The organism is Amycolatopsis sp. M39 (assembly GCF_001651785.1).
Classification (GTDB): domain Bacteria; phylum Actinomycetota; class Actinomycetes; order Mycobacteriales; family Pseudonocardiaceae; genus Amycolatopsis; species Amycolatopsis rubida.
On the sequence record NZ_LWSF01000036.1, the window covers coordinates 52226 to 68262 of the forward strand.

Annotated in this window: 15 protein-coding genes and 1 pseudogene; 4 read left to right on the top strand and 12 right to left on the bottom strand. The window is 69.7% G+C overall.

What is annotated here, in order from left to right; all coding sequences use genetic code 11:
• Window positions 1–75: 75 nt before the first annotated feature.
• From A4R44_RS41985 to A4R44_RS51535, 4 genes are read left to right on the top strand one after another with little or no spacing between them, the layout of a single operon-like run.
• Window positions 76–489, top strand: a complete 414-nt coding sequence (locus A4R44_RS41985) for a hypothetical protein (protein ID WP_067594323.1) — start codon at window positions 76–78, stop codon at window positions 487–489.
• Between the two features lie 12 nt (window positions 490–501).
• Window positions 502–819, top strand: coding sequence for a hypothetical protein (locus A4R44_RS41990; protein WP_067594326.1), 318 nt, complete (start codon window positions 502–504; stop codon window positions 817–819).
• Window positions 764–1795, top strand: a complete 1032-nt coding sequence (locus tag A4R44_RS41995; RefSeq protein WP_095213958.1) for a LysM peptidoglycan-binding domain-containing protein — start codon at window positions 764–766, stop codon at window positions 1793–1795. Before A4R44_RS41990 ends, A4R44_RS41995 begins: the two co-directional genes overlap by 56 nt.
• Window positions 1777–2235 (top strand): hypothetical protein, encoded by a 459-nt coding sequence (locus A4R44_RS51535; protein WP_232792020.1) that lies wholly within the window; start codon window positions 1777–1779, stop codon window positions 2233–2235. Before A4R44_RS41995 ends, A4R44_RS51535 begins: the two co-directional genes overlap by 19 nt.
• Before the next feature lie 242 nt (window positions 2236–2477).
• Here the strand turns inward: A4R44_RS51535 and A4R44_RS42005 are convergent, their stop codons facing one another.
• From A4R44_RS42005 to A4R44_RS42050, 12 genes and pseudogenes are all read right to left on the bottom strand, one after another.
• Window positions 2478–4103 carry a recombinase family protein gene (locus tag A4R44_RS42005; protein WP_067594329.1) on the bottom strand — a complete coding sequence of 542 codons (1626 nt, stop codon included), beginning with the start codon at window positions 4101–4103 and terminating at the stop codon, window positions 2478–2480.
• Between the two features lie 433 nt (window positions 4104–4536).
• Complete coding sequence (locus A4R44_RS42010) at window positions 4537–6141, bottom strand: phospholipase C (protein ID WP_067594332.1); 1605 nt, start codon at window positions 6139–6141, stop codon at window positions 4537–4539.
• Window positions 6142–6158: 17 nt separating this feature from the next.
• On the bottom strand, window positions 6159–7319 hold the full coding sequence (locus A4R44_RS42015) for a Dyp-type peroxidase (protein ID WP_067594380.1): 1161 nt from the start codon (window positions 7317–7319) through the stop codon (window positions 6159–6161).
• Window positions 7316–7636, bottom strand: coding sequence for a hypothetical protein (locus A4R44_RS51540; RefSeq protein ID WP_232792025.1), 321 nt, complete (start codon window positions 7634–7636; stop codon window positions 7316–7318). The genes A4R44_RS42015 and A4R44_RS51540 overlap by 4 nt, the downstream gene beginning before the upstream one ends.
• Window positions 7637–7745: 109 nt before the next feature.
• A pseudogene (locus A4R44_RS51545) lies at window positions 7746–8276 on the bottom strand (imelysin family protein); the annotation flags it as partial.
• Between the two features lie 306 nt (window positions 8277–8582).
• Window positions 8583–10208 carry an alpha/beta hydrolase gene (locus tag A4R44_RS42020; RefSeq protein ID WP_067594335.1) on the bottom strand — a complete coding sequence of 542 codons (1626 nt, stop codon included), beginning with the start codon at window positions 10206–10208 and terminating at the stop codon, window positions 8583–8585.
• Between the two features lie 42 nt (window positions 10209–10250).
• On the bottom strand, window positions 10251–10451 hold the full coding sequence (locus A4R44_RS51550) for a hypothetical protein (protein WP_232792021.1): 201 nt from the start codon (window positions 10449–10451) through the stop codon (window positions 10251–10253).
• 353 nt (window positions 10452–10804) lie between these two features.
• Complete coding sequence (locus A4R44_RS42030; RefSeq protein WP_198545656.1) at window positions 10805–11275, bottom strand: nitroreductase family deazaflavin-dependent oxidoreductase; 471 nt, start codon at window positions 11273–11275, stop codon at window positions 10805–10807.
• The gene (gene egtD, locus A4R44_RS42035; protein ID WP_067594344.1) at window positions 11268–12239 is read right to left on the bottom strand and encodes an L-histidine N(alpha)-methyltransferase; all 972 of its coding nucleotides are present in this window, start codon (window positions 12237–12239) and stop codon (window positions 11268–11270) included. Before egtD ends, A4R44_RS42030 begins: the two co-directional genes overlap by 8 nt.
• Window positions 12236–13000, bottom strand: a complete 765-nt coding sequence (gene egtC, locus A4R44_RS42040; RefSeq protein ID WP_067594347.1) for an ergothioneine biosynthesis protein EgtC — start codon at window positions 12998–13000, stop codon at window positions 12236–12238. The genes egtD and egtC overlap by 4 nt, the downstream gene beginning before the upstream one ends.
• Before the next feature lie 4 nt (window positions 13001–13004).
• Window positions 13005–14354 (bottom strand): ergothioneine biosynthesis protein EgtB, encoded by a 1350-nt coding sequence (gene egtB / locus A4R44_RS42045; RefSeq protein ID WP_067594350.1) that lies wholly within the window; start codon window positions 14352–14354, stop codon window positions 13005–13007.
• Window positions 14351–15679, bottom strand: a complete 1329-nt coding sequence (locus tag A4R44_RS42050) for a glutamate-cysteine ligase family protein (protein ID WP_232792022.1) — start codon at window positions 15677–15679, stop codon at window positions 14351–14353. The genes egtB and A4R44_RS42050 overlap by 4 nt, the downstream gene beginning before the upstream one ends.
• Between the last annotated feature and the right edge of the window lie 358 nt (window positions 15680–16037).

Sequence of the window (16037 nt, forward strand, 5' to 3'; positions counted from 1 at the left end):
CGCAACGGAGGCCAACCGATACCCCTCACGCCATGGCGGGCGGGTGAAGCGATCACCGCGGCTCGCCTCAACCAGATGAACGTCAAGATGTACAGCACGGGAACCATCGCCGGTGCCGACGTGGCCCAGTACTCAGCAGGCATGATCCTGTCCACAATAGAGTTTCCCGACCCGGGATACGCCTACCAGCTGAGTTTCTTCGGTCAGGTTTGGGTTGCTCCCGGCAGTTCGACGGGGGTGGACGTCACGATCAAGGACGGCACGAGCCTCGCCGGAAAGATCCTTTCCGGGATCACCTCCATTGACGGCGGGATGGTCGGCAACCAAGGCGGCCGAATCCCTCGCCCTGTCAGCGGAACCAGTCCGACGCTCACCGGTGGCCGTTCCGTGTCCCTCGCGATCGCCAAGTGGAAGGGCGGCAACCTCGACGGCTGGCAGCACGGGAACGAGCAGTTCACCCGTGTGACAGCGTTCCTGACCGCCGCGTAGAGGCTGGATCTCATGACGCCCGAATGGCTCGCCGCGCTGGCCGCGTTCCTCGGCCCCGCCACCGGTGCACTGACCGGGCTGCTGACCGCACGGCGAGCCGTTCGGACCTCGCGGGCCAGCGCCGACCAGCAAGCTCTGACAGCCCTGCACGCCGGTTACCAAGCCCTGCTCAACGACCGGGCCGACCACACCCGCGACGTTCTCACGGAGCTGAACGCGGTGAAAGCGGAACTGATCGCCGTGCGCCAGGAGAACGCACGGCTCCTCATCGAAGTTGGCGCGCTGCGCGCCCAGATCGGCCAATCGCAACGGCCGGAAACCTCTGTCTAGCAAGGATATTTCTCTGACTCAGTACGGTATCGACGTCTCGCATTGGAACCCGGTCAACGACTGGAACGCGGTGCGCGGCAACGGGATCGAGTTCGCCTCGTTCAAGCTCACCGAGGACACCACCTATACCGACACCACCAGTGCGAGCCGCGTGCCCGCCGCCCGCAAAGCCGGGGTCGTCCCGGGCGGCTACCACTTCGCGCACCCCGGCAACGTCGGCGGCCAGGCCGAGCACTTCGCCGCGAACCTCCGTGCGGCGGGCCTTCTCGACGGCGGCGCACTCGCCCCGATGCTGGACATGGAAGCCGCGGCTCTGCGGTCCGGCGCGAACGGGTTCGTTGGCGAGTTCATCCGGCGTCTGCGGGAAACAACCGGAATCCGCCGCGTGCTCGTGTACGCCAACCTCGATTGGTACCGCAACGTCTTGAGCCCGGACGAGTGGGCCGACGCCGACGTGTTGCTCTGGATCGCCCGCTACAACGGGGATCCGGGACAGCCCGGATGGGAACACCCTCAGCTGGCGTTGCACCAGCACACTCAGAAGGGCACAGTCCCGGGGATTTCCGGCAACGTCGATCGCGACGCAACCGTAGGAAGCTACACCCTGGCGCAGCTCACACTCAGCGGCTCCGCGCCGACACTGCCACCCACTCCGACTCCTCCGCCCGCCGCCGGAGGCACATACACCGTGCGGCCTGGTGACACGCTTTCCGGGATCGCCGTTCGGTTCGGCACGACCGTGTCCGCGCTGGCCGCGCTCAACGCGATCAGCAATCCGAACCTGATCCGTGTCGGGCAAGTGCTCCGGCTGACCGGCTCGCCCGCGAGCGGAGACCGCCGGTACCAGGTCCGTTACGGCGACACCCTTTCCGCTATCGCGCTCCGCTTCGGCACCACCGTGGCCGCGTTGAGCGCCCGCAACGGAATCGCCAACCCGAACAAGATCCAAGCGGGCCAGTGGCTCTCGCTGCCCTAGCCGCCGCGCCCGAGAACGCCGGCACTGGCGGGCAGCTTGTGCTGCTGGTCCTCGTGGGCTACGCCGCGTGGAAGATCGCCCGCTTGTTCGCGCGCGTGTACGACACGCTCGACCGCCTTCCGCCCAAACCCGTTAGAGAAGAAGGAGAACAACGCATGTCCCGTTACCCGCTCCGCATCGCCGGATCGGTCCTCGGTGCCCTCACCGCGGCCGTGTCCGGGCTCGTCGGCTCCGGCCTGTTCACCGCAGACCAGGGCAACGCCGTGACCGGAGTCATCACCGGAGTCCTCACCCTGCTGGCGACCTTCGGCGTGGTCGTCTCCGCAGAGAAGCGGGTCACTCCGCTGATCGACCCGCGAAACCAGGCCGGTGAGCCGCTGGCCCCCGTCTCGGTCCCCGAGCAGCGCAAGCCGCTGGACGCGGAGCAGCGCTCTGCCTGACGCAACAACCAGCCCGGTTGCGCTGGAAGTGGGCTCCGCGCTGACCCCGGCTGAACTCGCCGCCGTCCACGCTGCGGCCGACGCCGAAGACAATCTCCCGCTCACCGACTCCCAGCGGGACCGGCTCCGCCAGATCTTCAGACCGGCCGTGCGCCGGATGCAAACCCAGACCTAAGACAGACGACAAGCGGCCCCCGGCACTCGCTCCGAGTGCCGGGGGCCGCATTCTGTCGTTACGGGAGTCACGCCGCAGCGTCGTCCTCCACCTCGTAATCCACACCAGGTATCTGCGCAGGCTGTCCAAGCCACGACATGCGGACGTGGTCGGGGTTGAACGGGGCCGCGCCTCCCGTCGTGGGCAGCAGCCGGGGCCGGACCAGCGCCCGGATTACCTCGCGCTTCTGCCGGACAGACAGCGTCTCCCACACTGCGGCGGCATCCGGCCCGACCAGCTTCGCCACCGCAGGAGCCACGCCGATCTGGCGGGCGCGCGCCTCGGCCTCCTTGATCCTCGGCACAAGCTTCTGCTCGATCCGTGCAAGCCGCTCCGGCGAGAGTTCGCCCTCTGCTGCCTTGTCGGTAAACCCATCCAGCCGGGCCCGGAGATCTTGAGCAAGCTGAATTGCTGCGGTCAGTTCCTTGGCCTGCCCCTCGTACTGGAACAGCTCCTGGTCCGCCTCCGAGGACAACCGCCGCAACACCCGCTCGACCACGACCGAGTCCGTCTTCGCCATGTTCCGCACCACATGCCCCGTATTGCAGCGGTACGTCATCTTGCCTTTACGCAGGGAAGTGGAAACCCCGGTGTCGCACTTGCCGCACAGCAGGATCCCCGTCAGCAGATACTTGACCCGGTCGCCGTCCTTGACGTTTTCCCGGTTGGGATTGCCCAGCGCCGCGACCACGTTGTCATGCTCTTCCTCGGTGATGATCGCGTCCCACGTGCCCTTCCCGATCACCTTGCCCCGGAAGACCCGCAGACCGGCCAATGCAGGGTTCAGGCCGATATTTCGCACCTTCCCCGCGCTCCATCTGCCCGGCAACGGGTGGGCCCAGTGGCCCTTGTTCATGTCCTTGGCGACCTGGGACGCCGACTCGGTGCGCAGCCGCACCAGCGCCTCATAGGCTGAGTCGACCTGTTCCGGTTCCAAGCTCGCGATGAACTTGGCCCAGCCTTCCGCGTCCTGGGACAACGCATAGAGCTTTTTCACATGGTCAGCGCGCCACTGCGTTGCCCTTGCGCAGGGGATGCCCCGCCGCTCCAGGTCTTTCGCCAGCGCTGATTCGTTGCGCGTTTCGGTCAGCGTGAGAACGATCTCCCTGGCGTGCAGATACGTGCTCTCATCAATCTCCCGCTGAGCGTCGCCAGTGTCCTGGTCGTAAACGACCCGGTATCCGTAGGACAGCGGCCCTGCCCAGAGCCCCGACATAGCGCGAGCTTCGACACCGCGAAGGACCCGTTTGCGCAGCTTTTCGGACTCGCGTTCCGCGTCAACCGCGTCCTCGGTGACGGCTATCCGGTCGTCCGCGTCGGTTAAGTCGTAAACCCGCTCGTCGTAAGCCCAGTAGCCCCCCAACTCCTCCAAGAGCCCGCGCAACCGCATGAACACTTTCATGTCACGCTGAGCCCGACTGTTCTCCCAGGTCCACAGACAGTTCGCCTGACCGGTGGCAAGCAGCCTCAGCGCCTCTTCATAGTCGCCGCGCGTCTCGGTCGCATACCGCGACGCGGACAGGTCGTTGTCCACCAAAACCGCCACGACCGTGGCCCCGACCTGCTCACACCACTTGCGCCCGATCTCGATCTGCGATGCTACCGAGATCTTGCGGCCCTTGCTGTCGCTCGACGCACGCGCATAGATCACCACTTGCAACCGCGTAGCCTCTTCGACGCTCCTAAAACGCCGACGAGGGTATGCCTCACCACCCACGGAAACCCCCAGCAACTAGCCGGGTGTCGGTCACCATTGGACCCTGTATTGACGTTGCCATCCTAACCAGAAACCGGCAGGTCAGAGCTCGGACCAACGGCTGAGGACCGTTCTCCGGCCCACAGGGGGTGCTCTCCCGGCCATCTCGCTTAATGGGGTTAGCCTGATCCCGTGAACCCGCAGGTCCAGGCCGTTTTCTCCTTGATGCTGTGCTCATGGCTAGGGAACGTAAGTTGCACGACAGCCTTCCCGCCTTGACAAGCACCCCCGAACCGTCAGCACACTCAAGCTTCGGGGTGCCCCCCGCCAACGACCGGGCGCAATGTCGCCCCCAGGCGACGAGCCGACCCCCGAACCGCAGCGAGCCCCCCTACCCCACCACCGCCCCCGTCTTCGGATCCAGCTTCAGCACCTTCGCCTTCGGGTGCGAAAAGTCGAACATCCCCGTCAACGGCGCCGCCAGCACATCGAACGACCCCCCGCCGATCCGCCCCAAATGCCAGTTGTCCTCGATAAACCGCAACACCGAAGTCTGATCCGTCATCGTGTGATCAACATGATTGACCTTGCTGTACGGCGAAATCACCAGCAACGGCAGCCGCGGCCCATACCCGCACCGATCCGCGAACCCGCCCAGTTTCACCGGCTTCGACGAACAAACCGGAGCATCCTGCGCCGAATCGTGCGAACCATTCACCACCTTCGACGCGACATGGTCGTACCACCCGTCCGAATCGTCATAGGCCAGCACGATCGCCGTGTTCTTCCACTGCGGCGAAGCCTGGATCCGGTTGACCTCCTCGGCCACAAAAGCCTGCTCGTCCAACGGATCCGAGTAACCAGCGTGCCCGTCCTGATACTCCGGAGCCTTCAGGAAGCTCACCGCAGGCATGGTCCCCGCAGCGAGAGCGTCATGGAAGTCCCGGACGTCGTACTGATGGTTCGCCTGGTCCTGCTGCCCCACCGCGTGCAACGACGACGGCGGCACATGCTTCCGATTGGCCGTCGACTGGTAATACTGGAACGGCTCGTGATGCGGGCTGTAGTCGACCGAAGCCTGCCCACCCACATTCGGATGCTCAGTCCCGCAGACGGCGTATCCGTTCGCCTCGCCGGTAGGCCGGAACCCGCCCTCGAACCACCCCCACGTCACGCCGCGAGCGTTCAGCAGATCGCCGACATTCCGTCCCTGAAACGCCCCGAGATTGTCCGTGGCGGTGTGGTTCTTGTCCGAGCAGTCGTCGAACGCCGGGTCCGGGTCGGTGATCATGGTGCCGACCCCGTGCGCGTCCGGCGAGGCCGCGGTGTGCGGGTCGACCTCAGGCTCGCCGGTGACCGAATCGACCGGCTGCAGTCCGTGCGTCTGGCCGGACACGAGGTCGATCGCGCCGGGGCTGGAGGGGCCGAAGACGGTGTTGAAGGAGTTGTCGTTCAGCGCATAGTGCTGGGCGTAGTTCCACATCGCGGTGACGGTGTTGCCGTCGAAGTAGTTCATCACCAGTCCGGGCTCGCCGAACAGCACGGGCTGCCCGGTGCACTTGTCCTTCTCGGTGTACTCGACGAACTTGTCCATCTTGCCGCCGTTGAACGCGGCCTGTTCCTTCTTGTAGTCGTGCGCCTGGTCGCAGGTGAGCGCCTGGTCCGGGCTCAGCCGCTTCGGGTTGTAGGCGTTCGGGTTGTGCTGCAGCAGCTCCGGGGTGAGCCCGTTGACCTTCGGGGTGCCGGGCGCGGCGTGGAACGGGGTGCCGTTTTCGTTGGTGGCGTTCGGATAGGTGCCGAAGTAATGGTCGAAGGAGATGTTCTCGCCGAAGATCACCACGACGTGCTTGATCGGCGTCGACGTCGTGAACGTCTCGGCGGCGATCGCGTGCGCCGGGGCCGAGGGCGACGCCGCGCTGCTCGCGCACGCCGCGGCCAGCGCCGCGGTCGCCGCCAGCGCGGCCGCCGCGGTGGCCCGCTTCCTGGTCCGCCTCACTGCAGAACTCCTTCCGCTCAGCCCAGCACTGCCCGGCCGTAGTGGTCGGCCGGGTCCCTCACGCCCGGGAACAGATGGAAATACCCGCCCCCGAACGGCGAGACGTAGTCGGTGAGCGGCTCCCCGGCGAGCCGCTTCTGCACGGCCTCGAACTGCTGCTCAAGATCGCGCTGGTAACAGGTGAAGACGAGGCCCATGTCGAGGTTGCCGTTGGAATCCACGCCGCGGTCGTAGTTGACCGCGCGGCGCAGGATCCGCTGCCGGTCCGTCTGCGGCGTGCGCGGGTTCGCCAGCCGGATGTGGCTGGTCAGCGGGATGACCGTGCCGATCGGGTCCTCGGCGTAGCGCGGCACGTCCTGCTCGGCCGCGCCGTCGAGCGGCGCACCGGTGTCGCGGCGGCGGCCGATCATGTTCTCCTGCTCCGACAGCGACACCCGGTCCCAGAACTCGACCAGCATCCGGATCAGCCGGATGACCTGGTAGCTGCCGCCGTCGTCCGTCCACACAAGACTGTCCGCTTCGGACGGTCCGGGGTTCGCGGTGCCGTCCTTGAACCCGAGCAGGTTGCGCGGCGTCCCCGCCGGACGCGGCGGCGAGCTGAACCCGTCGATCTTCCAGCGCAGCTGCATGCCGCCCCGGGTCGCGCGGGCGATGTCGCGCAGCGCGTGCAGCACGGTGTCCGGTTCGGCGGCGTTGAGCACAAGGGACAGATCGCCGTGGCACCACCGCGGATCGAGCGCGTCGTCCGGGAACATCGGCATCTGCTTGAGCTTCGGCGGTTTGCGCGCGGCGAGCCCGTACCGGTCGTCGAACAGCGACGCACCGGCGCCGACGAGCACCGACAGCTGGTCTTTCGGGACTTCCGGGCCGAGCACGCCGGAATCCGCGGGCGGCCCGGTGATCCCGACTGACGCGGGCGCGCCGCCGCCGGTCAGGAACCGCGCGCGGTCGGTGATTTCCTTGAGCAGGCTGGCGAGTTCGGCACGGTTCTCGGCGACGACGTCGAACGCCGCGACGATCGAATGCCTCGCCGGTTCCGCCAGCACGGCTGCCTGACGGGGACCGTGGAACGGCACCGCTTCCCCGGCGGCCGTCGCGCTTCCGGACAGGCCGGCCAGGCCCGCACCCGCTCCGGCGGCTGCCGCTCCGCGCAAGAACGCGCGGCGTCCGAAGGTCACGAGACCCTCCTCGGCTCCGCGATCGCCGCGACCGGGGCCAGGCGTTCGGTCAGCTCGGCGACGTCGGCGTTGATCCGCTGCCGTTGTTTCCGGTCGAGGGCAGCGAGGGGTTTCCCGGCGACCGCCTGGAGATCGTGGCCGGTGCGGGCGATCCAGGCGTCGAGGTCTTTCAACCCGGGGAATCTCGTGGTCAGCAGCGGACGCAACACGTCGAGCACCGCCCGGGTCCCGGCGAGGTTCGCGCCCGCGGTCGCGAGGTTCGAGCCGCTGCCGTAGCCGGTGCGGCCGGTCAGCTCGAAGTGGAGGGTGTTCTCCATGATCTCNCATGATCTCGTGCGCGCGCAGGCCGAGATCGTTCTGGTCGATCTGGGCGTCGGCGAACGACGTGCGCAACTGCTGGACCGCTTCGTCGAGCTGATCGGCGACCGGGCTCAGCGCGGGCATCGCTTCGTTGTGCCACAGGCCGTTTTCGAGCCGGTGGAAGCCGGTGAAACCCGGATCGGCCGCGCCGGCGGGCAGCCCGGCGGTGGTGCCGTTGATCGCCCCGTCCGAATCGCCGAAGGCATCGTAGGCGGCGCCGAGCCGTTCGTAGGTGAGGTGCGCGGTGAGCCAAGCCCGGCGCGCCGCCTCCCGGTTTCCCGAGCGGACGGCTTGCGCCAGCGCGGCGGTCTGGCCGGTGAGCGTGCCGAGGCCCTCGGCGACATAAGCGTGGTACTGCTTGAGCGGCCCGAGCAAATCCGCGTTGGTCACCGGAACTACTGCCGGCCCCGGACGGTCCGCGCCGCCGGTGACCTGCACGGCCGGTCCGACGAACGGCGTGCCGTCCTCGGGCGCGCAGCGCAGGGCGTAGGCGCCGTTGCCGAAGTTCACCGGCAACGCGCGCGTCGTGCCGGGACCGACGCCTTCCAGTTCCCCGAAGACCGTGCCGGTGGCCGGGTCGACGAGGTCGATCTCCATCGTGACGGCGGCGTTGTTGCGGACCTGGAGGGTCTGCGGCCCGGCCCGCGGCGCGGTCCAGCCGTCGCCGCAGGCCGAGCGCGAAACCTGAATCGGACCGGGCTGGGCGGGCGAGCCGGAACAACCGGCGAGCGCCGCGGTCCCGGCGAGGACCGCGGCCGCGCCGAACCCGCCCGCCCAGCGCCGCACGTCAACTCCCCTCAGGTGAACTTCTGGCGGACACTTTCACCGATCCGCCGGGCGCTGACAAGAGGGTTGTGCCGATATGCCCGGTTCCGGCGGAAGATCGGCCCCTAGATCAACCGATCAGCCCTTCGCGGGCGTCGTGAACGGCTGCTGGTCCGGCTGGAACACCTGGCCGTCGGCCGGCACCTTCAGGTCGATCAGGTACGCGGCTGTCGCGTCGTCCACGCCGCGCGCCTTGCCCAGGACGCAGTGGCCGAACGCGTCGACCGACAGCAGCCGCGAGTTGCCGAGCTCCTCGGCCATGCGCTGGCCGAAGCGGTACCGGGTGGCCGGGTCGTAGAAGTTGCTGACCACCAGAACCGGCGTCGCGGTGTTCGCGCGCCACGGCCCGCGGTACGGGTCGGACGTCTTCGCGGCGGGCCACACCGGGCACGCGGCGATGTCGGAGAACACCTGGTAGCGGCCGAAGGTCGGCGATTCCCGGTCCGCCTTGCCCGCGATGCCCGGCACCTGCTCCTGCGGGATCCGCATCGGCTTGTCCGCGCAGTTCACCGCGAAGTACGAGTCGTCGCCGGTGTACGGGCTGTCCGGGGCGAGATCGAGCAGACCGCCGCGACCGGCGGACAAGGTGCCCTTCCGCGCGGACTGCGCCTGCAGCGACGGGTGCAGCACCGAGTACGCCTCCTGCAAGCCTTCCGCCAGCTCGCCGAACGAGGCAGGCGAGTACAGCGCGCTCGACACCGATCCGGTCAGCGTGCCCAGGTCCACTTTCTGACCGCCGGGCAGCGTGATCGGGTCGGTACGCACGTGCTCGCGCAGCTCGTCGAACTTCGCGCGCGGGTCGCCCGCGCTGAACGCGCATTTGTCGCCGGCCTGGGCGCATCGCTCAAGGAAACCGTCGAGCGCGATCTCGAAGCCCTGCGCTCGCGCGAGGTCGTAGGTGACGCCTTCATTGGTGCGCAGCTGCGGGTCGACATTTCCGTCGATCACGATCGCCCGCGTCTGTTTCGGGAACATCGCCGCGTAGGTGGAGCCGACGAGGGTGCCGTAGGAGAACCCGGTGTAGGTGAGCTGCTTGTCGCCGACGGCGGCGCGCAGCTGGTCGAGGTCGCGCACGACGTCGCGGGTGGACATGTGGTCCAGCAGCGCGCCCGCGTTGCGGCGGCAGAACTGGCCGTAGTCGCGGTACGCGGCGAGCGTGCCGGAAATTTCCTTGCGCGACACCGGAACCGCGACCATCTGGTTCTGCACGTCCGCGGCGTCCTCGGCGGTGGTGAAGCAGCGCAGCGGATTGCTGGCCCCGACGCCGCGCGGGTCGAACCCGACGAGGTCGAAGCGGTCCATCACCTGCGGACGGAAGTACCGGTCGCCGGAGATCGGCATCCGCAGCCCGGACCCGCCCGGCCCGCCCGGGTTGAGGAACAGCGACCCGATCCGCTGCCCGGGAACCTTGGCGGCGCGCTTCATCAGCGCGAGGTCGATGCTGCCGAGCGACGCGTCGTCGTGATCGACCGGCACGCGGTAGAGCGCGCAGCTGTACAGCTTCACCTGGTCTGCCGGGACCCCGCGCAGCTGTTCTTTGGTGCAGTCCTCCCACTTGACCGGCGCGGTACGCGCGATCTCCGCGGGTTTGGCCGGTGCCGCCGGGCTGGCAGGCGCCGCGACGGCAGTGCCCGCCAGCCCGGTCAGCGCGGTCGCGATCGCCGCGACCAGTGCTCCGGTTCGTGCTCTTTTCGCTCCGCGCACGTGGAATCTCCCCTGGTTGCGCACCCGTCTGATTACGGGGCGTCACCGAGACTGGCATAATCCGGCCAAGCCGGGCACCGGCCAAAAGGAGGATGTGCGCGTTCCCGGGAGCGGCAACCGACGGTCAGGGGCCTCGACGACCGGCTGGAGCGGCGAGGGGAACGGATCGAGCCGGACCGTGATCTCGCCGCGTGCCATGGCCCTGACCCGGTAGCCGTACGGCCAGTGCCACTCGCTCGGCACTTCGTCCCGCTCGTACGAGACGCCGTCCGAGCCGGGGAAGCACCCGGGCGCTGTACTCCAGCAGTTCGGTCAGTTCGGCCAGCTCGATCAGCTCGATCAGCTCGGCCAGCTCGGCCAGCTCGATCAGCTCGGCCAGCTCGATCACCTCGGCCAGCTCGGTTCGGTGGACCCCGGTGCGATTCGGCGTGCCGTTCGCCCACAGGACGTCCCTGCCGTTGATGACCTTGAGCCGCGCCTCGCCGGACGTCCGCGATCAGCTCGCCGGGCTTCTCCTCGCCCCAAGGCGGCTCGGCCGGGGATTCCGCGAGGTCGAACCAGCCGCGGAACTTGCCCGTCCGGCTCCCCGGAAACGTTCAGCGACGGGTCAGCACGAAGATCGGCAGCTCCCGCCCCGCCGCGTCGCGTTCCATTGCGTAGCCCGGCCAGAATTCGAGCAGTTCCGCCCACATCCGGTCGTACTCCGCGCCTTCCAGCTCCCGCGCCTTGACCTCGATCTCGCGGCCGCGCAGCGCGACCGTCGCCTCCGGGTTGTCGCGCAGGTTGTGCGTCCACGCCGGGTTCTTCGGGCGGCCCCAGTTGGAGCCGGTGAGCACGAACTCGCTGCCGTGGGGGTAGTACAGCAAGTTCGTGCTCCGCGGGAGGCCGCTGCGGCGTCCGGTGGTGGTGAGCCGCAGCGACGGCAGCCCGGCCAGGCCGACCAGGCTGATCCGGCCGCCGAACCACCGGTGCAGCTGCCGGTCGGTCGCGATGATGGCGCGCGAGGCGCCCATCAGCCGGGGCTGGGTGCCGAGCTTGCGGGCTAGTGCCGCGAGAGGGTTACGCACGCACCGATCTTGCCAAACTCACCCCGAACCGCTGCGGTGAGTCTGTCCACCATCGTTCCAGCGCGAACCCGGCGGCGTTCAGTTCCGCCTCGACGCCGTCGGTGCGGAACTTCGCCGACACCTCGGTGCGGATGTGCTCGCCCTCGGCGAACGGCACGATCAGGTCCGCGCCGGGGATGCGCACCTCTGTCCGGCGCCGGGCGCGCAGCCGCATTTCGATCCACTCGTGGCCGGGGTCCCAGTAGGCGACGTGGTCGAACTCCTCCGGGTCGAAGTCCGCGCCCAGTTCGGCGTTGATCACGCGCAGCACGTTGCGGTTGAACGCCGCGGTGACGCCCGCCGCGTCGTCGTAGGCCCGTTCCAGCGTTTCCCGGTCTTTCACCAGGTCAGTGCCGAGCAGCAGCCACTCCCCTTCGCCGAGCACGTCGCGCACCGAGCGCAGGAACTCGGCCCGCTCGGCAGGCAGGAAGTTGCCGATCGTGCCGCCGAGGAAGGCGACGACCCGCGGCGCGGTGCCGGGCAGCAGCCGCAGGTGCTGGGTGAAGTCGCCGACCACCCCGCGCACTTCGAGCTTGGGATAGTCCGCGGTGATCGCTGAGGCGGCCTCGGCGAGCGCGGTTTCCGACACGTCCATCGGCACGAACGCCTCCAGCGTGCCGTGCGCGGTGAGCGCGTCCAGCAGCAGCCGGGTCTTCTCGCTCGACCCCGATCCCAGCTCGACGAGCGTGTGCGCGCCGGTGCGTTCCGCGATCTCGGCCGCCCGCTGCGCGAGCACCTCGCGCTCGCTGCGGGTCGGGTAGTACTCCGGCAGCGCGGTGATCTTCTCGAACAGCTTGCTGCCTTCGGCGTCGTAGAACCACTTGGGCGGCAACCACTTCTGGTCGGCCGTGAGCCCCGCGCGCACGTCCGCGCGCAGTTCGGCGGTCACGTCGCGGCGATGGCTCTCCAGGTCCGCTTCGGTCATCGGGCGGTGCTCCGTTCCAGGGTCAGGGGAAGAACGTCGACGCCGGCCGCGGTGACGCGCACGGCGTGGCGGTCGGGCACGGCGGTCCAGGCCGGGTCCGGATCGCACGGCTCGGACGCCAGCACCACGCCGGTTTCGGTGCGGCGCACGGACAACGCGTGCGTCCACGCGGTGCCGACGAGCAGTTCGCCGTCGGTGAGCAGAAGGTTCAGCCGGGAGCCCGGGGCGACCGCCTCGACCTCCCGCACGAGGCCGGTCACCGCTTCGAGCGGCTCCTCCCCCGCGCGCAGCCGGGCACGCAGCAACGCCCACAGCAGTGCGGAATCCGTCGGCGCTTCGAGCGTGAACAGCTCGGCGACGTCCAGCCGCCCGGCCAGCCCGCGCATCGAACCAGGCCAGCCGCGCACGACTCCGTTGTGGCTGAACAGCCAGCGGCCCTCCGTGAACGGCGCGGCGGCCGCCTCGGTGACCGGCATTCCGGTGGTGCCGTTGCGCACGGCCGCGACGAACGCCGTGGTACGCACCGACGCGGCCAGCGCGGGCAGCGTCTGGTCGGTCCACAACGGTTCGCGGCGGCGGTAGCGCTGCGGCGGCGCACCCGGTTCCGGGTACCAGCCGAGGCCGAAGCCGTCGGCGTTCACCGAACCGCCGCCGCGCATGTCGAGCGGCGCGTACGACTGCACGAGCAGCGCGTGCGGCGCGGCGAACATCAGCTCCGCCGGGGACACCGGCGCGCCGAGATAGGCGAGATGACGGCACATCCGGCTAGCCTGCCTCGCCCGGGCGCGGATCGCGCGCGCACCGGAAGCCGGAGAAGATCTGCCGCCGGATCGGGTAGTCCCAGTTGCGGAACGTGCCCCGGATCGCCGCCGCGTCGGTGCCGAACGACCCGCCGCGCAGGATCTTGTACTCCGGTCCGAAGAACACCTCCGAGTACTCCCGGTACGGGAACGCCGCGAATCCCGGGTAGCCGTGAAAGCCGGTGCTCGTCCACTCCCAGACGTCGCCGATCAGCTGGTGCACGCCCAGCGGCGACGCGCCGGCCGGGTACGCGCCCGCCTCGGCCGCGCGCAGGTGGCGCTGTCCGAGGTTGGCGTGCTCGGCGGTCGGTTCCTCGTCGCCCCACGGGAAGCGCCGCGACCGTCCGCTCTCCGGATCGTGCCGGGCGGCCTTCTCCCACTCCGCTTCGGTGGGCAGCCGCTTGCCCGCCCAGCGCGTGTACGCCTCCGCCTCGTAATACGAAACGTGCACGACCGGCTCGTTCTCCGGGACGCGCTCGCGCACCCCGAAGCGGGTGCGCCACCAGCCGTCCGGTTCGCGGCGCCAGAACCGGGGCGCGGTGATGTCGTGCTCCTGGCGGTACGCCCAGCCGGGCTCGCTCCAGAACCGCTGGTCGTGGTAGCCGCCGGATTCCAGGAACTCGACGTACGCCCCGCACGTGACCGGCGCGGTGTCGAGGACGAACGCGGGCACGTCGACCTCGTGCGCCGGGCGTTCGTTGTCCAGCGCCCACGGTTCGGCGGTGGTGCCCATGGTGAACCGGCCGCCGGGCACGAGGACCTCGGCGGGCAGCTTCCGGGCGGGCGCGCGCGGCGGCTCCGGGGCGTGCAGCACCGGTTCGCCCTTGCGCAGCTGGTGGGTGGCCAGCATGGTCTCGTCGTGCTGCTGTTCGTGCTGGGTGATCATGCCGAACGCGAACGCGCTCTCGGTGAGCCGCCGCCCCTCCATCGGGGCGGTTTCCAAGACGTCGAACGCCTTTTCGCGGACTTCCCGCACATACGCCCGGGCCTCGGCCGGGCCGAGCAGCGGCAGCGCCGGACGGTCCGCGCGGGCGTGCTGGAAGGCGTCGTAGAGGTCGTCGATGTCCGGCCGCAGCGGCTCCCGGCCGCCGACGTCGCGGACCAGCCACAGTTCTTCCTGGCTGCCGATGTGCGCGAGGTCCCACACGAGCGGCGACATCAGTTTCGAATGCTGCCGCACGAGGTCTTCGTCGTCGACCGCGTCGGTGAGGGCCACGCTGCGCTCGCGCGCCCGGGTGAGGGCGGCGGCCGCGTGCGCCCGCAGGTCTTGCGGGCTCAGCTCCAGCAACGGGTTCTGTTCGGGGATGGTGCTCATGGCTCCTGACTCCTCGAGTCCGGTTCGCCGGGCTCCCGGCCCGGCGGTGTGCTCGGTCCTGCTTGCCGGTCCTGGCGCGGCACTCCGGCGGCCCGCGCCCGCAGCCCGGCGGCCAGCCCGGCGACGGTGCCGTCGGGAAGGCCCGTGGCGGGCAGCTCGGCGATGCCCAGCTCCACCAGCTCCCTGGCGACCGCCGCCAGCCGCGCGTCGGCCGTCCCGCACCGGGCGGCGTCGCCCCAGCGGCCCGCCGCGGGCGCGCACACCTCGCGCACTTTGTCCACAGTGGACTTATTCGCCAGCAGCGCGGCGACCAGCGCCACCGGCGGCAGCCATTCCCCCGGCGGCTGCCCGTCCAGGTACCTCAGCTCCAGGTAGCCCTGCGGCCGCACCGGGGTGAACATCGTGGTGAGGTGGTAGTCGAGGTCCGCGGCCGTCGGGCGGCGCAGCACGGCGGCCGCGCCCCGGCCGCCGATCCATTCGGCGAAGGTCAGTCCCTCCGGCGCGTCCCACGGCCGTTCGCCGCGCGGGAACACCATCAGCGGCGTGTCCATCATCCGATGGGCCCATTCGCGCGCCGGGTCTTCCCCGGGCTCGGGCGACTGGGTGCGGACCGGTTCGGTTTCCATCACCGCGAGCCAGCGCGCCGACGCGAATCCGGTGTCGGATCCCGCGTGCACACGGGAATTCGCGAACAGCGCCAGCAACGGCGGACCCATCGCGTGCGCGGCCGCCCAGCGCGCGGCGACCTCGTGCGCTTCGCCCGCGTCGACGCAGATCTGCAGGCCCGCGGTACTGCACATCATGGTGATGCCGCCCGCCCCGATCGGGGCGAACCGGCGTTCCATGGCGGCGTAGCGGGGCGTGCGCAGAACGCGCCGGGGCGGACGGTGCTCGTCGATGCCCGCGGCCCCGAGTTCGAGGCCGCGGCGGGCGAGAAGACCGGTGAGATGAGCGAGATCGGCCTCCACAGCCGCGTGCAGGGCACGCAGCGAGGCCTGCGGCGGAGCGGAGATCTCCACCTGGCACCCGGGTTCCAGGCTCACCGGCGCACCGGCCGGGAGCGGGATCGCGGGACTGTCGGGGCGCAGCGTCCGCGGGGTGTGCGGACCGAGCGCCGTGGCGAGGACATCGGGGTCGAGCGGGCGGGCCGGATCGCCGGCGTGGTGCACGGTGAACTCCAGTTCCACCCCGAGCAGTCTCGGCGGGCCGTGCTTGAAACACACCGACGCGACGTACTGTTCCCCCTCCGCGCGGTCGGCCAGCACCCGCGCGGTCCGGTTCGCCGCACTTCCGGATCTGTCCGGAAAATCGTGCACTGCAGTCATCTGCCGCCGTCCGCGTCGGGAGGTCCGCCGGGCCGGACCTCGTCGCTTCGCGACGCTACACGCGGGGTCTGACAAAAACAGGGCCGCGAAGCGCCGGAGGCAATCGATAAGGAACTCGTAATCCAGGGTGACCTGGGAGTTCGCCGAACAGGTGACTCTGGCGGGCACTGCTCCATCCGGGGCACCCGGATCGGGGCAGGTCCGGTGCCGCGCCGGCCACGAGGTGCGGAGCGGGGGCCGGATCCCGGTACGGTCGCAGCCCGCGTCCGACGCCGCGGTCAACCCAGCCCGCGGCAAAGCAGGCTCGGTCCCCGGCCCCAGCTCCGCCTCCCTGCGCCGCACCCACCGACTCGCCTCC

Bases quoted from the DNA above. Each gene is read 5' to 3' on its own strand.
- A4R44_RS41985 (WP_067594323.1), top strand. From the start codon at position 76: ATGAACGTCAAGATGTACAGCACGGGAACCATCGCCGGTGCCGACGTG.
- egtB (WP_067594350.1), bottom strand. From the start codon at position 14,354: ATGAGCACCATCCCCGAACAGAACCCGTTGCTGGAGCTGAGCCCGCAA.
- A4R44_RS41990 (WP_067594326.1), top strand. From the start codon at position 502: ATGACGCCCGAATGGCTCGCCGCGCTGGCCGCGTTCCTCGGCCCCGCC.
- A4R44_RS51540 (WP_232792025.1), bottom strand. From the start codon at position 7,636: ATGGAGAACACCCTCCACTTCGAGCTGACCGGCCGCACCGGCTACGGC.
- A4R44_RS42050 (WP_232792022.1), bottom strand. From the start codon at position 15,679: ATGACTGCAGTGCACGATTTTCCGGACAGATCCGGAAGTGCGGCGAAC.
- egtD (WP_067594344.1), bottom strand. From the start codon at position 12,239: ATGACCGAAGCGGACCTGGAGAGCCATCGCCGCGACGTGACCGCCGAA.
- egtC (WP_067594347.1), bottom strand. From the start codon at position 13,000: ATGTGCCGTCATCTCGCCTATCTCGGCGCGCCGGTGTCCCCGGCGGAG.